This is a genomic window from Streptomyces sp. 3MP-14, from assembly GCF_006334905.2.
Classification (GTDB): domain Bacteria; phylum Actinomycetota; class Actinomycetes; order Streptomycetales; family Streptomycetaceae; genus Streptomyces; species Streptomyces triticirhizae.
Genome location: NZ_VDLZ02000016.1, coordinates 97,310 through 111,552, shown reverse-complemented (window position 1 = coordinate 111,552; position 14,243 = coordinate 97,310). Strand labels below are relative to the sequence as shown.

The following is a 14,243-nucleotide window of genomic DNA, read 5'->3' as shown; positions in this document are numbered from 1 at the left end:
GCACCGCGCGATGGCCGCCCTCGTCGGTCGGTTCCTCGGATCAGTCCGCCCGCTGCTCGCGGCGCAGCACCGCGACGCCGCGCGGCGGAAGCAGCCCCGGCCGCTGGCCCGCCCCGGGGGCCAGCGGCTCGCCCGCCAGCCCGGCGATGTCGACCGGCTCGTCGGTGCGGTTGACCAGGAACCAGTAGTCGTTCCCCGCACCCGACCGCACGGTCAACTCCACGCGCCCACGGGCGGGTTCCGGCAGCTCGCTGCCGATGCCGGCCGCCCCGAGCAGCCGCTCCAGCAGCGCCGGCAGGCCCTCGGTCCCCAGTCGGGTCGAGACATAGGCGGCGGAGCCCTCGCCCAGCGCCCGGCGCGTGATGGCGGGGCCGCCGGCCAGCTGCCCGTCCTCGTAGCGCGCCCACACCTCGACGTCCCCATCGGTCACGGCGATCCGGTCCGTCCACAGCGTGCCCACGGACCCGTCGTCGAGGGTGACCCGCTGCGCCGGCAGCAGCGGGGCGAACTCCTCGATCCGGATGCCCAACAGGTCGCGCAGCGCGCCGGGGTAACCCCCCAGCCAGGCGTGGTCGTTCTCGTCCACGACGCCGGAGAAGTAGGTGGTGACCAGGTGCCCGCCCCGCTCGACGAACCGCGCCAGCTCCTTCGCCAGCGGCTGCGGCACCACGTGCAGGATCGGCGCCACGACCAGGTCGTAGGAGTCGAGGGAGGCCCCCGTGTGGATCACGTCGGCCCGCACCCCGAGCGCCAGGAAGGCGGAGTACCAGTCCAACGCCTCCTGCCGGTAGTTCAGCAGCTCGGTCGGGTGGGAGTCCTGCTCGCTCGCCCACCACGACTCCCAGTCGAACAGGATCGCGGCCCGCGCCGGCTTCCGTTCGCTGCCCACGACCTCGGCCAACGAGCCCAGGCGCGCGCCCAGTTCGACCACCGAGCGGAAGACCTCGGAGTCGGCGCCGGCGTGCGGCACCATCGCCGAGTGGTACTTCTCGGCGCCCGCCGCCGACTGCCGCCACTGGAAGAAGCAGACGGCGTCCGCGCCGTGGGCCACGTGCAGCAGCGAGTCGCGGGCCAGCTCCCCTTCCCGCTTGGCGACATTCACCGACTGCCAGTTGACGGCGCTGGTGGAGTGCTCCATCAGGAACCAGGGCCGTCCGCCCGCGATGTTCCCCGTCAGGTTGGCGGAGAAGGACAGCTCGTCGCGGGACTGCGCCCCCGGGCGCACATAGTGGTCGTTGGAGACGAAGTCGATCTCGCCGGCCCAGTCGGCGTAGTGCATCCCCTTCGTCTCACCCATCACCATGAAGTTAGTGGTCACGGGCACCTCGGGGGTGACGCGCCGCAGCACGTCGCGCTCGGCGCGCAGGTAGTCCTTCAGCGCGTCCGAGGAGAAGCGCTTGAAGTCCAGCTGCTGGGTCGGGTTCGGGTGCGAGGCGGCCAGCCTCGGCGGCAGCACCTGCTCGAAGGCGCCATAACGCTGGGACCAGAAGTCCGTTCCCCAGGCGGCGTTCAGGGCCTCGACGGTACCGTAGCGGGCGCGCAGCCAGTCCCGGAAGGCCCCGGCCGCGTCGTCGGAGTAGTCGTAGACGTTGTGGCAGCCCAGCTCGTTGCTCACATGCCAGGCAGCCAACGCCGGATGGTCGCGGTAGCGCTCGGCCATCGCCGTGGTCAGCCGGAGCGCGTGCTCCCGGAAGACCGGCGAGGTGGGCCGCCAGTGCTGCCTGGCGCCCGGCCAGACGGTCTCGCCCCGCTCGTTCACCGGCAGGATCTCCGGATGGAGGGTGCTCAGCCAGGGCGGCGGGGAGGCGGTGGCGGTGGCCAGGTCAACGGCTATCCCGCCGCTGTGCAGCAGGTCCATGGCCTCGTCCAGCCAGGCGAAGTCCCAGGCGTCCGGGGCCGGTTGGATGCGAGCCCAGGAGAAGATCGCGAGTGAGACGATGTTCACGCCCGCCTCGCGCATCAGCCGGATGTCCTCCTGCCACACCTCGCGCGGCCACTGCTCGGGGTTGTAGTCGGCGCCGTAGGCGAACCTGGGCCTTGACTCATCGGTCGGCCAGCGCAGCCAGCGCGGCGACGGGTCGCGGGTCATCGTGCTCCTCGGGTGGGTCGAACGGCGCGGGGACGGTGGTGTCCCCGCGCCGTCGGGGGGTGCGACCGGGGTCAGTCGGTGATGGTGAAGCCCTGCTCCTCGCCGTAGCGGCGGGACGCGTCCTGCCACTGGGCCATGCCGTCGGCGAGCGAGGTGTTGGACACATAGGCCTTGCCGGCCGTGTCGTTGAAGATCGAGTTGGCGTACACCTGGAACGGCAGGTACGACCAGTCGTCGGCGACGTTGGCGGCGGACTCGGCGAACACCTCGTTGGCGCGCTGGCCACCGAAGTAGTCGAACTCGGTGCTGAGGAACTCGTCGGAGTTCAGGTCGGCGGTGGTGGCGGGGAAGGCGCCGTTCTCCAGCCGGGTCGCCACGCCGTCACCGGCGTTGGCGTACTGGAGGAAGCCGTAGGCGAGTGCCTTCTTGCCGCTGGCGTCGGGGACGGTCAGGGCGCTGCCACCGTTCTCGGCACTGGCCGGCGCGTTCTCGTCCCACTGGGGCAGCGGCGCCACCCGCCAGGAACCGGCGCCGTCGGGCAGGCTCGACTCCAGGTTGGCCGGCATCCAGGCGCCGGTGGCCAGGCTGGCGATGGTGCCGTCGCCCATGCCCTGGAACCACTCGTCGCTCCAGGAGGTGATCGGCGCCAGCAGGTCCTCGTCGAGCATCTGCTGCCACAGGTCGATGTAGCGGGTGCTGCCCTCGTCCGAGAAGTCGATCCCGACCTCGGTGCCGTCCACCTGGTAGGGGCGGCCGCCGGCCTGCCAGATCATGCTGGTCGCGAAGCCACCGTCGCCGGTGTCGTTGGTCATGTAGGCGTTGGGGTTGGCCTCGTGGAGATCGCGGGCCGCCTGGAGGTACTCGTCCCAGGTGGTGGGCACCTCGATGCCGTACTCGTCGAAGAGGTCCTTGTTGTAGTAGAGCGCCATCGGACCGGAGTCCATCGGCAGGCCGTAGATGCCGTCGTTGGCCTGCACCGCGCTCCACGGGCCCGGCGAGTAGGTGTCGGCCAGCTCCTCGGCGCCGAAGCCGGACAGGTCCGTGATCGACTCGTTCAGGGAGAACTGCCCCATCGCGTAGTACTCGATCTGCGCCACGTCCGGGACGCCGGAGCCGGCCTGCATCGCGTTCTGGAGGGCGGTGTACTGGTCGTTGGCAGTGCCCGCGTTGACCAGGTTGACCTTCACGTTCGGGTACTCGGCCTGGAAGTCCTCGACCACCTGGCCGAGGGTCGGCTCCCACGCCCAGACGGTGATCTCGCCACCCTCCTCCAGGGCCTGGGCCACCTCGTCGGCCGAGGCGCCGGCATCGCCGGAGCCGCCGTCGTCGGAGCCACATGCCGTCAGGCCCAGGGCCACCACGGTGGCCAGCCCGACTCCGCGCAGAGCGCGGCGCGCTGTCTTGGTCATCACAGTCAACTCACTTCGCTGTCAGAACTGTTGGTAGGAGAAGGAAAGAGAGGAAGGAACGGGTGGAGGGGCCGTGGCCGGTCACTCCTTGACGCTCCCGGCGGCCAGCCCCGACTGCCAGTAGCGCTGGAGCAGCAGGAAGGCGACGATCAGGGGAAGGATGGTGAGCAGCGAACCGGTGATCACCAGGTTGAAGATGGCCTCGCCACCGGCCGTGGAGGCCTGGGCGTTCCACGCGTTGAGGCCCAGGGTCAGCGGGTACCAGTCCGGGTCCTTGATCATGATCAGCGGCAGGAAGTAGTTGTTCCAGGTGGCGACCATGGTGAACAGGAGCACCGTGACGATGCCCGGCGCCATCAGCGGGAGGCTCACCCGGAAGAAGGTGCGCAGCTCGCTGGCCCCGTCGATCCGTGCCGCCTCCAGCAGCTCGCCGGGGATCGAGTCCGCCGCGAAGACCCACATCAGATAGAGCCCGAAGGGCGAGATCAGCGAGGGGATGATCACCGCCCAGGGCGTGTTGGTGAGGCCCATCTCGCTGAACATGAGGAACGTGGGCACCGCCAGCGCCGTGCCCGGCACGGCCACCGCGCCGATCACCACGGCGAACACGGCGCGCTTCCCCGGGAACTGGAACTTGGCGAGCGCATAGCCGCCGAGCACCGCGAGAAAGGTCGCCCCGCCGGCGCCCGCCACCACATAGAGCAGGGTGTTGCCCAGCCAGCGCACGAAGACGCCGTCGTCGTAGGTGAGGGTGTCGGTGATGTTGCTCCACAGCGCGAAGTCGCCGTCGAACCACAGGCCGAAGGAGTCGAAGAGGCCGGGCTGGGTCTTGGTGGCGTTGATCGCCAGCCAGACCAGCGGCACCAGCGAGTAGACGAGGACCAGCCCGGTGAGGACGGTCAGCAGGGTGCTGCGCCGGGGGTGGTTGACCGAGTGCGGCCGGCGGCGGCGCTGCCTGAGGGCGGGCGCGGGGCGCCGGGTGGAGGGCGTCGTGGCTGCCATCGGTCACGCTTCCTTTCGCATACCGCGGAGCTGCACGACATAGGCGACGACCATGGTCAGCAGGCCCATGAGGATGGCCACGGTGGCGGCGTAGTTGTGCTGCTGGCCGGAGAAGGACAGCGAGTAGGTGAAGAGGTTGGGCGTGAAGTAGGTCGTGATCGCGTTCGGCGCCAGGTTCTGGAGGATGCTGGGCTCGTTGAACAGCTGAAAGCTTCCGATGATCGAGAAGATCGTGGCGATCACCAGCGCGCCCCGGATGGCCGGCAGCTTGATCGCGGTGATCACCCGCAGCTGGCTGGCCCCGTCGATCTCGGCCGCCTCGTAGAGCGAGTGCGGGATCACCCGCAGCGCGGCATAGAAGATCAACATGTTGTAGCCCACGAACTCCCAGGTCACGATGTTGCCGATGGAGGCGAGCACCAGGTCGGGAGAGAGCGGGTTGGGCAGCGAGACGTTGAACGCGTCGTTGATGTTGCCCACCAGGCCGAAGCGGCTGCCGTAGATGAAGCCCCACATCAGGGTGGCCACGACGGCCGGCACCGCGTAGGGCATGAAGATCGCGATGCGGAAGAAGTTCTTGCCGTAGAGCCGGCCGCTGTCGATGGCCAGCGCGACCAGCAGCGCGATGCCGAGCATGATCGGCACCTGGATCACGAGGAAGAGGCTGACCCTGCCCAGCGCCTCCCAGAACTTCGGGTCCTCGAAGGCACGTTGGTAGTTCTCCAGACCCACGAAGGAGGTGCCGCCGACCATCTGCTCCCGGAAGAGACTCAGATAGATCGAGTAGGCGATGGGAGCGAGGAAGACCAACGCGAAGACGACCATGAACGGGGCGATGAAGCCCCAACCGACCCAGGATCGGCGGCGCGTCGGCCTCTTCCTGGGAGGTGGTGCGGCCGGGCGCCCCGCCATGGTGGGCGGTGACAACGTCGTCATGGGATACCTCGCTGCTCTGACCCGAATGTTCACGCAAACACGACCTTGCCGCCGGAGGCACCCGCCAGGGTGTTTACGTAAACATTGATTGATGTGATGCTTACACTGCTCCCTGGGGAGCGTCAAGCGCCGGGCGGCAGAACCGACCGGTGACGAGCAAGCTCACAAGGCACAACGCGGGAGAGCGGACCGGTGGACAAGATCGTGGACGGCGCGGACGCGGACCGTCCCCCGACGCCGACCGCCAGCCCGACCTCCCGGCCCGCGCGCCGGCAGCGACGGGTGTCGATGGCGGATGTCGCGCGGCTGGCCGGGGTCTCCTCGCAGACCGTCTCCCGCGTCTCCAACGGGCATCCCGGCGTCGTGGAGGGCACCCGCCAACAGGTGCTGGCCGCGATGAAGCAGCTGGGCTACCGGCCCAACAGCGCGGCCCGGGCGCTCAAGAGCGGAGAGTTCCGAACCATAGGCGTCATCCTCTTTACGCTGTCCACCACCGGCAATGTGCGCACCCTGGAGGCCATCGCCAACTCGGCGGCGGAGCAGGGCTACGCGATCACGCTGCTGCCGGTGGCCGCCCCCACCCAGGACCAGGTGCGGGGGGCCTTCACCCGGCTCGGCGAGCTGGCCGTGGACGCGATCATCGTGATCATGGAGGTCCACCTGCTGGACGCGGCGACGTTCACGCTGCCGCCCAACGTCAGCGTGGTGGTGATGGACTCCGACGCCGGCGACCGCTACAGCGTGGTCGACACCGACCAGGCCGGCGGCGCGCGGGACGCGGTGCGGCATCTGCTGGACCTCGGGCACGAGACGGTGTGGCATGTGACCGGACCGCAGGACTCGTTCTCGGCCCAGCGCCGAACCGACGCCTGGCGGGCCGCCCTGGAGGAGGCCGGCCGGCCGGTGCCGCCCCCGCTTCCCGGGGACTGGACGGCAATGTCCGGCTACCGGGCGGGGCTGCGGCTGGCGCGGGAGCCGGAGTGCACCGCCGTGTTCGCCGCCAACGACCAGATGGCGCTGGGGGTGTTGCGGGCGTTGCACGAGCACGGGCGCGCGGTGCCCGACGAGGTGAGCGTGATCGGCTTCGACGACATCCCGGACTCCAACTCCTTCACCCCGCCGCTGACCACGATCCACCAGGACTTCGCGGAGGTCGGGCGGCGCTGCGTGGAGGGGGTGCTGCGCCAGTTGCGCACCGACACCATGGAACGGGGCACCACGCTGGTGCCCACCTGGATGGTGCGGCGCGAGAGCACCGCACCCCCGCCCGCCCGGCGCTGAACGGCGACCGCCACCGCCCGCCGGCCTTCGGGCGCCGGACCGTTGCTTCTTCGACAACGCCCGGCCGCCTCCGGTCGGTTGTGGTCAGGAGCCCGCAACCACCGCGTCGAGCAGGGCGACTGACTCGGCAGTCCAGCCGAAGCTGCTCTCGACCAGTCCGACCGTCGCATCATGGTAGGCGCGGCCCTGGGGCTCGGCCACGCAGTCGGTGAGCAACAGCGGCCGGTAGTCGCGGAACATGGCGTCTCTGATCGTCGACTCCACACAGATGCTCGTCGTACAGCCCGTCATGATCAGGTCCTCCACGCCGAGTTGACGCAGTTGGTCATCGAGCATCGTGTCGTGAAAGCCGCTGAACCGGCTCTTACGCACCACCAGATCCCCCGCCAGGGGCGCCAGCCGGTCCACGATCCGGGTGTTCCAGGTGTCGTGCACCAGCACCCTGCCCTCCGTTCCGTCGGGGGCGCTCACCGGCTGCCCCACCCGGGCGGCGAGGTGAATCAGTCGATTCTTCGACAACTCCGTTCCGAGGTCGGACAGGTCCGGTCGGTAGCCATGCTGGAGGTAGACCACCCGAAGTCCCAGGCGTCGCGCGAACGTCAGCACCCGGGCGATCGGCTCGACGGTCGCGGCGACGGCCGACACGTCATGCCCCGACGCCTCGACCGCTCCCCCCGGACTGACGAAGTCGTTCTGCATGTCCACCACCACGACGGCGGCCCGGGACGGGCGCAGCACGAAGGGCTCCGGCCGCCCCACCACGGTCAGTTGATCCACGGCCATCGTTCCCACTCCTCAAAAGTATCCACGGTGTGCACTTCTTGAAAGTACACACGGCGCGCACTTCTGTGCAAGGCTGGGCCCGTGAGCCGATCCATCGAGCAGCCCCTGAACGCCAGGAGCCGCCGCACGCGACAGGCGATCCTCGCGGCCACCCGAGCCCTGCTGGAAGAACGCGGCCTGGACGCGCTCACCATGGCGGCGGTGGCCGAGCGCGTCGGCGTCTCGCGCCGTGGGCTCTACCTCCACTTCGCCTCGCGCGGCGAACTGGTCACCGCGCTCTTCGACTACGTAGCCGGGGTCGAGGGCCTGGAACGGTCGCTCGAACACGTCTGGGCGGCACCCGACTCCCCGGCGGCCCTGACCGAATGGGCCCGCCATCTGGCGCGTTATCACCCCAATGTGCTCGCGGTTGATCGAGCCGTGCAGCAGGTGCGCACTCACGACCCGGACGCCCGGCGCCACTCCGAGCGCGCCAGCGCCGCACAGCTGGCCAACTGCCGCCGGCTGACCCGGTGGTTGGCCGAGGAGGGCCGACTGGCCGAGCCCTGGACCGAGGAGAGCGGGGCCGCCCTGCTGTGGTCGCTGGTCTCCAGCGAGGTGATCGGCGGCCTGCTGGAGGAACAGGGGTGGTCGCGGGAGGAGTTGGGCGAGCGACTGGCGCTGCTCTACCGGCGCACTCTGGTGGCCGGCACACGCTGAGCGCGACCACGCGCCCCCCTCTCCCGGCAGGCCCGAACGGCACCGAGGGTCGATTGTCAGTGACTCCTGGTAGACATGACTCCGCAGGTTCACTACGGAAAGTCACCGGATCGGGGCGGGGAGATCATGCGCGGAAGCACACCAACTCGGGGCAGGGGCCCGCTGAGCCGGCTCCTTCACGCGGGGCGGAGCCGACTCCGTCGCGCGCTCGCGGGTGGGCGCCGGCTCGCCCGCGCCGTCGCGGGCCGCGCGCCGGCGGGGGCGCGTTCCCACAGCGTTCGCGGTGCGGCCGTTCGCGGCACGGCCGTTTCCGGCGAAGCCGCTCCCGATGAAGCCACTCCCGGTGAAGCCACTCCCGGTGAAGCAGCCGCCCGCGCCGCCCACCCGCGCGCCGGCGCCGCGCGAAGTCCGGTCGGGGAACGGCGCGTTGGGCGGGACGGCGGCGCTCCGCGCGCCCTTGACGGGATTCCGTTCGAGCGCTTCTCTGGGAGCGCTCCCATGAGCGCCGTGGCCCGTCCGGGCCGCCTCTCCCCCACCACCCGAGGACGGTTCCCCATGAGCAGTCAGCGTCCCCCGCGCGGACACCCCGCACGCCGCCGCCTCCGCCTGTTGGTCTCCCTGGTCGCGGTGGGCGCGGTGGGGCTTGGTTCGGTGCTGGTGACCGACGCCGACACGGCCACCGCCCAGGCGGCGGACGGGCCGGCGGTGACGGTGGACCCGGGCGGCGAGCGCTGGTCGATCAGCCCGGACATCTACGGGATGAACTTCGCCGACGCGTCGCTCAAGGAGGAGCTGGGCCTGCCCGTGAACCGCTGGGGCGGCAACGCGACCACCCGGTTCAACTACCTCAACGACACCAGCAACCGGGCCAGCGACTGGTTCTTCGAGAACATCCCCAACGAGGGCGCGGAGCCCGAGGAGTTGCCCGACGCCTCCAGCGCCAACCGCTTCATCGAGGAGGATCTGGCGCTCGGCGCCCAGACCATCATGACGGTGCCGCTGGTCGGCTGGGTGCCCAAGTCCCGTGAGCTGGCCTGCGGGTTCAGCGTGGAGAAGTACGGGCCGCAGGAGTCGACGGACCAGTGGGCGCCGGACTGCGGCAACGGGATCACCCCCGAGGGCGAGCGGATCACGGGGAACGACCCGACGGACACCAGCGTTCCGGCCGGGCCCGAGTTCGTCGGCGGCTGGGTGGAGTATCTGACCGAGCGCTACGGCACGGCGGCCGAGGGCGGTGTGCCCTTCTACAGCCTGGACAACGAGCCCGACCTGTGGCACGAGACGCATCGTGACGTGCACCCGACGGGCGCGAGCTACGAGGAGCTGCGCGACACCGGGTACGAGATCGGGGCCGCGATCAAGGAGGCCGACCCGACGGCGCTCACCCTGGGCCCGGTCGGCTGGGGATGGAACTCGCTGCTCCTCTCCGGCCTCGACCAGCAGGTCTGCAACGAGGAGGGCGGGGACTGCTGGGCGAATCCGCCGGACCGCGCCGAGCACGACGGCGTCCCCTTCGCCGACTGGTACCTCCGGCAGATGGCCGCCTATGAGGAGGCCAACGGCACCCGCGTGCTCGACTACTTCGACAATCACTGGTATCCGCAGGGCGAGGGCGTCTGGAACGGGGACGACGACCCCGAGACGCAGGCGCTGCGGCTGCGCTCGACGCGTCAGCTGTGGGACCCGGAGTATGTGGACGAGAGCTGGATAGGCCAGCCGGTGGCGCTGCTCCCCCGGATGCGGGAGCTGGTCGAGGAGAACTACCCGGGCACCCGGCTGGCCATCACCGAGTACAACTACGGCGCGCTGGACACGGTGAACGGGGCCGTGGCGCAGGCCGACGTGCTGGGCATCTTCGGCCGGGAGGGGCTGGACCTGGCGACGCTGTGGGCGCCGCCGGCGCCGGACGACCCGGGGGCCTACGCCTTCCGGATGTTCCTCAACTACGACGGTGCGGGCGCGCGGTTCGGTGAGACCGGGGTCAGCGCGACGAGCGAGGACTCCGACCAGGTGTCGGTCTTCGCCGCCGAGCGGGCGGAGGACGGCGCGCTGACGGTGTTGCTGGTCAACAAGTCGACATCGCCGCTGTCCGTTCCGCTGACGGTGGCCGGGGCGGGCGACGTTACCGCCGAGGCGTACCAGTACGGCGAGGCCGACCCGTCGGCGATAGCCCAGCTGCCGGACGTGGAGTTCGCGGACGGCGCGGCGGGGCTGGAGTTGCCCGGGTACTCGATCACCCAGGTGGTCATACCCGGCGGGGCCGCCGGAGGCGAGCCCGCCTCCTCGCCCGCGCCGACGGCCGGCGCCACCCTGCCGCCGGCCGAGGCGCTGCCGCCGGCCGAGGCCGTGCGCCCCGAGGCGGTCGGGAGCGGTCCGGGACGGTGAGCCTGGGGACGGCACGGCACGGTGGCCGGGATGCCGGGCGGTGCCGTCCTACGGTGAGTGGGTAGACGTCCCCTTCCCCGGAGCGGTCCGTTCCGAGGACGGCCCGTCCCTTGGAGGGCCCCTTCGAGGGGATGCTCTGCCCCACCGATGACAAGGAGCTGACCGGTATGACGGATCGCCCAGGCGGCGCCGAGGAGTTCGGCGCCGGTGCCACGGACGCCGACACGTTTGACGTGGTGGTGATCGGCGGCGGCCCTCCGGGGGAGAACCTCGCGGAGCGTACCCAGGCCGCCGGGCTGCGGACGGTGCTGGTGGAGCGCGAGCTGGTGGGAGGCGAGTGCTCCTACTGGGCGTGTATGCCGAGCAAGGCGCTGCTGCGTCCGCCGGCCGCCCTGGCCGCCGCCAGGGCGGTGCCGGGAGCCAGGGCGGCGGTGCGCGGCGGGCTCGCCGCCGAGGAGGTGCTGGCCAGCCGGGACGCCTTCGCGAGCGGGTGGCGGGACGACTCGCAGGTGGAGTGGCTGCGTTCGGTTCGGGTGGAACTGGTCCGTGGCCAGGGCCGGTTGGCCGGCCCGAGGACGGTCGTGGTGACCACGTCCGAGGGCGGCGAGCGGCGGCTGGTGGCCCGGCACGCGGTGGCGTTGTGCACCGGCTCCCGGGCTACGCTGCCCGACCTGCCCGGGATGGCCGAGGCCCGGCCCTGGAGCAGCAGGGAGGCGACGTCGGCGGCCCGGGTGCCGGACCGGCTGGCCGTGGTGGGCGGCGGCGTGGTCGGCGTGGAGATGGCGGCGGCCTGGCAGGCGTTGGGCGCGAGCGTCACCCTGCTGGCGCGCGGTTCGGGGCTGCTGCCCCACTGGGAGCCGTTCGTCGGGGAGTTGGTGGCCGACGGGTTGGCCAGGGCGGGCGTGGAGGTGCGGACGGAGGCATCGGTCTCGGAGTTGCGGCGGCCTGACGACTCAGGACCGGTCGTGCTGGAGGTCTCCGGCGGGAACGCGGTGATCGCGGACGAGGTGCTCTTCGCCACCGGCCGCAGGGCGGGGACGGAGAACCTGGGCCTGGAGACGGTCGGCCTGACGCCGGGCGACTGGCTGGCGACGGACGACACGCTCCGGGTGCGGGACGTTCCTGGCGACTGGCTCTATGGCGCCGGCGACGTCACCCATCGGGCGATGCTCACCCACCAGGGGAAGTACCAGGCGCGGGTCGCCGCCGAGGCGATCGTCGCCAGGGCGCGCGGCGAGGCGGTGGACGACCGAACCTGGGGTCGACATGTCGCCACGGCGGACCAACGGGCGGTGCCGCAGGTGGTGTTCACCGACCCGGAGGCCGCCTCGGTCGGACTGACCCTGGACGCCGCCCGCGCGGCGGGGCTGCGGGTGCGCGAGGTCGACTACGACCTCGGCTCCGTCGCCGGCGCCGCGCTCTACGCGGAGGGGTACCGGGGGCGGGCCAGGGCCGTGGTGGACCTGGACCGGGAGGTGCTGGTCGGGGCGACCTTCGTCGGTTCGGGCGCCGGGGAGCTGCTGCACGCGGCGACCATCGCGGTGGCCGCCGAGGTGCCGATCTCCCGCCTGTGGCACGCGGTTCCGGCGTACCCCACGATGAGCGAGATCTGGCTGCGGCTGTTGGAGACCTATCGGGGTTGAGTCGGCCACCCTGCCATCGCGCCGGCGCGATGGCAGGGTGGCGAGGGGGCGGCGGTCGGGGGGCCATGTCGCCTCGCGGGGAGCGGCGGTCGTCGACGTGCGCGCCATGCCCGGCATGTACATCCCCCGAAGGGCAGAGACTCTCCGCGACCGTTCCGCTCCGTCACGCTAGGGTGAGTTCCCACGGCGTCCGCGTCCCGCGTCGCGGGCGTTCGCGTGGTTCGCTCATGAGTGGGGGTGTGCGCGTTGGGGGCAACGGATGTCGGGCTGCCGACAGTTGTCATCCTGTCCGCACTGCCGGTCGAGTACGACGCGGTGCGACGACACATGAAGGGCGTTCGGGAGGTCGAACTCCCGCAGGGCACCCTCCTGGAGGTGGGTGGCGTGGTCGGCGTCGACTGGCGCGTGGCGCTGGTGGAGACCGGCCCGACCAACACCCGCGCGGCGCTGATCGCCCAACACGTGATCGAACACTACGCCCCACAGGCGCTCTGCTTCGTCGGGGTCGCCGGCTCCCTCAAGGACGACGTGCGGATCGGCGACGTTGTGGCCGCGACAAGGATCTACGGCTACCACGGGGGGCGGGAGGGCCGCGACGGGTTCAGCGCACGCCCGACGGCTTGGGAACCGTCCCACCGGGTCGACCAGTTGCTCCGATCCGCTCGGCGGAACGAGCCCTGGGCGTTTCTCCGTCCCGAGGAGCGGGAGACGACAGCGCCCCCGGAGGTCCATCTCGCTCCCATCGCCGCCGGTGACGTCGTGGTCGACTCCCGCGACTCGACCACGGCTCGGCGCATCAGGCGGCACTACAACGACGCGGTCGCCGTGGAGATGGAGAGCCACGGAGTCACGCAGGCCGTGCGGATGCGGAACGACGTGGAGACGCTGGTCGTGCGCGGCATCAGCGACGGGGCCGACGGGAACAAGTCCAGGGCGGACGCCGAGGGTTCCCAACAGCTGGCGTCACGCAACGCGGCGGCCTTCGCGCTGCGCGTCCTCCGCGATCTGCGGGTCCCCAGCGGCACCCGGTCGGTCCATGCCTCGGAACGACACCCCCTGAGCGTGGCCGTCGTCCGGCCGCGCCTCGAGCCGGGCCCGCAACGAGTGGACGGCCACAAGCCCGCCCCTGCGGAGGAGAGTTGGGCACACCACCCGGTCGTCACGGTCGGTGAACGGTCCTACCTCGTCTATGAGGGGCCCGAGGATCTACTCACGGAGGATCACGACGCGGGAGTCATCCGTCGTCAGGCCAGGGCGCGGTCGCTGCCCGACCGCGACCGGACGGGCGCGTTTGTGTGGCTGCGTCAGGTCCGCGCGCTCCCCGGCACCGGGGCGGGCAGCGAGACCGAGGCCCACCGGTCCCTGAGGCGGGAGGCGGAGCTGTGTCACCGCTTCGGTGGCCCGAAGGTCGTGCAGTTGCTCGGGCGAGAGGACACCGTGACACTGGCGCTGCGGTGGCCGGTCGACACCCGACACGGCGGACCACGGGACACGCTGCGCGAGTACTGTCCCACCTCGCCTGTCGGTGCCGAGCGCCCCAACTCGGTGCGGCTGCTGCGCGCGCTCCGAGGGCTGATACCGGTCACCGAGACCCTCGACCGGCTGCACGAGGCCGGTATCGCCCACCGTGCCCTGCGGCCGACCGCCATCGTCCTGGGCGACCCGGGGATGTCGTTGCGCGACCTGGGTCTGGCCGCCACGCGCCCGCGCCCCGGCGAACATCCCGGTCCCTACCAGGCCCCGGAGCAGCGACACGGAGCGTTGTCAGGGCCGGGGCCCGCAACCGATGTCTATCAACTCGGGGCCATCCTCCATCAGTTGTTGGCTGGACGTCCGCCCGTCGAGGGACTGCCGCCCTACCGGTCGAGCGGCCCCGTTCCACCCGGGCTTGCCCAACTCCTGGCCGCCACGCTGGCACGGGACCCGGCTGCCCGCCCGCCCCTCCGAATGCTGCGCGCGGGGCTGCATGGCGCCGCACGCGAGTTGGCACGCGCGCCTCACCTTCCCTGAAGGAAC

The 14,243-nt window shown here is 71.2% G+C and carries 10 protein-coding genes; 5 read left to right on the top strand and 5 right to left on the bottom strand.

Annotated elements, in window-relative coordinates; translation table 11 throughout:
• Nucleotides 1-40: 40 nt before the first annotated feature.
• The 4 genes from FH609_RS24510 to FH609_RS24495 all read right to left on the bottom strand — a co-directional run bounded on the left by FH609_RS24510 (nt 41) and on the right by FH609_RS24495 (nt 5,436).
• Nucleotides 41-2,089, bottom strand: coding sequence for a beta-galactosidase (locus FH609_RS24510; RefSeq protein ID WP_139671443.1), 2,049 nt, complete (start codon nt 2,087-2,089; stop codon nt 41-43).
• A gap of 71 nt (nt 2,090-2,160) precedes the next feature.
• Nucleotides 2,161-3,498, bottom strand: a complete 1,338-nt coding sequence (locus tag FH609_RS24505) for an ABC transporter substrate-binding protein (RefSeq protein WP_139671445.1) — start codon at nt 3,496-3,498, stop codon at nt 2,161-2,163.
• Between the two features lie 81 nt (nt 3,499-3,579).
• Nucleotides 3,580-4,500, bottom strand: a complete 921-nt coding sequence (locus tag FH609_RS24500) for a carbohydrate ABC transporter permease (protein ID WP_139707897.1) — start codon at nt 4,498-4,500, stop codon at nt 3,580-3,582.
• Nucleotides 4,501-4,503: 3 nt separating this feature from the next.
• Nucleotides 4,504-5,436 carry a carbohydrate ABC transporter permease gene (locus FH609_RS24495; RefSeq protein WP_139671451.1) on the bottom strand — a complete coding sequence of 311 codons (933 nt, stop codon included), beginning with the start codon at nt 5,434-5,436 and terminating at the stop codon, nt 4,504-4,506.
• A 201-nt stretch (nt 5,437-5,637) separates the two neighbouring features.
• Between FH609_RS24495 and FH609_RS24490 the strand changes: the two genes are divergently transcribed.
• Nucleotides 5,638-6,717, top strand: a complete 1,080-nt coding sequence (locus FH609_RS24490; RefSeq protein WP_226961930.1) for a LacI family DNA-binding transcriptional regulator — start codon at nt 5,638-5,640, stop codon at nt 6,715-6,717.
• Between the two features lie 84 nt (nt 6,718-6,801).
• On the opposite strand, the gene FH609_RS24485 is transcribed toward FH609_RS24490, so the two are convergent.
• Nucleotides 6,802-7,500 (bottom strand): cysteine hydrolase family protein, encoded by a 699-nt coding sequence (locus FH609_RS24485; RefSeq protein WP_226961918.1) that lies wholly within the window; start codon nt 7,498-7,500, stop codon nt 6,802-6,804.
• A gap of 81 nt (nt 7,501-7,581) precedes the next feature.
• On the opposite strand from FH609_RS24485, the gene FH609_RS24480 reads away from it, so the two are divergent.
• The 4 genes from FH609_RS24480 (at nt 7,582) to FH609_RS24465 (ending at nt 14,237) form a co-directional block, all read left to right on the top strand.
• On the top strand, nt 7,582-8,199 hold the full coding sequence (locus FH609_RS24480; protein ID WP_193318022.1) for a TetR/AcrR family transcriptional regulator: 618 nt from the start codon (nt 7,582-7,584) through the stop codon (nt 8,197-8,199).
• 555 nt (nt 8,200-8,754) lie between these two features.
• Entirely contained in the window at nt 8,755-10,584 is a 1,830-nt protein-coding gene (locus FH609_RS24475; protein ID WP_139671457.1) for a glycoside hydrolase family 44 protein, read from the top strand.
• Between the two features lie 167 nt (nt 10,585-10,751).
• The gene (locus tag FH609_RS24470; protein ID WP_139671460.1) at nt 10,752-12,227 is read left to right on the top strand and encodes a dihydrolipoyl dehydrogenase family protein; all 1,476 of its coding nucleotides are present in this window, start codon (nt 10,752-10,754) and stop codon (nt 12,225-12,227) included.
• A gap of 246 nt (nt 12,228-12,473) precedes the next feature.
• Nucleotides 12,474-14,237 carry a hypothetical protein gene (locus FH609_RS24465; protein WP_193318023.1) on the top strand — a complete coding sequence of 588 codons (1,764 nt, stop codon included), beginning with the start codon at nt 12,474-12,476 and terminating at the stop codon, nt 14,235-14,237.
• Nucleotides 14,238-14,243: the final 6 nt, after the last annotated feature.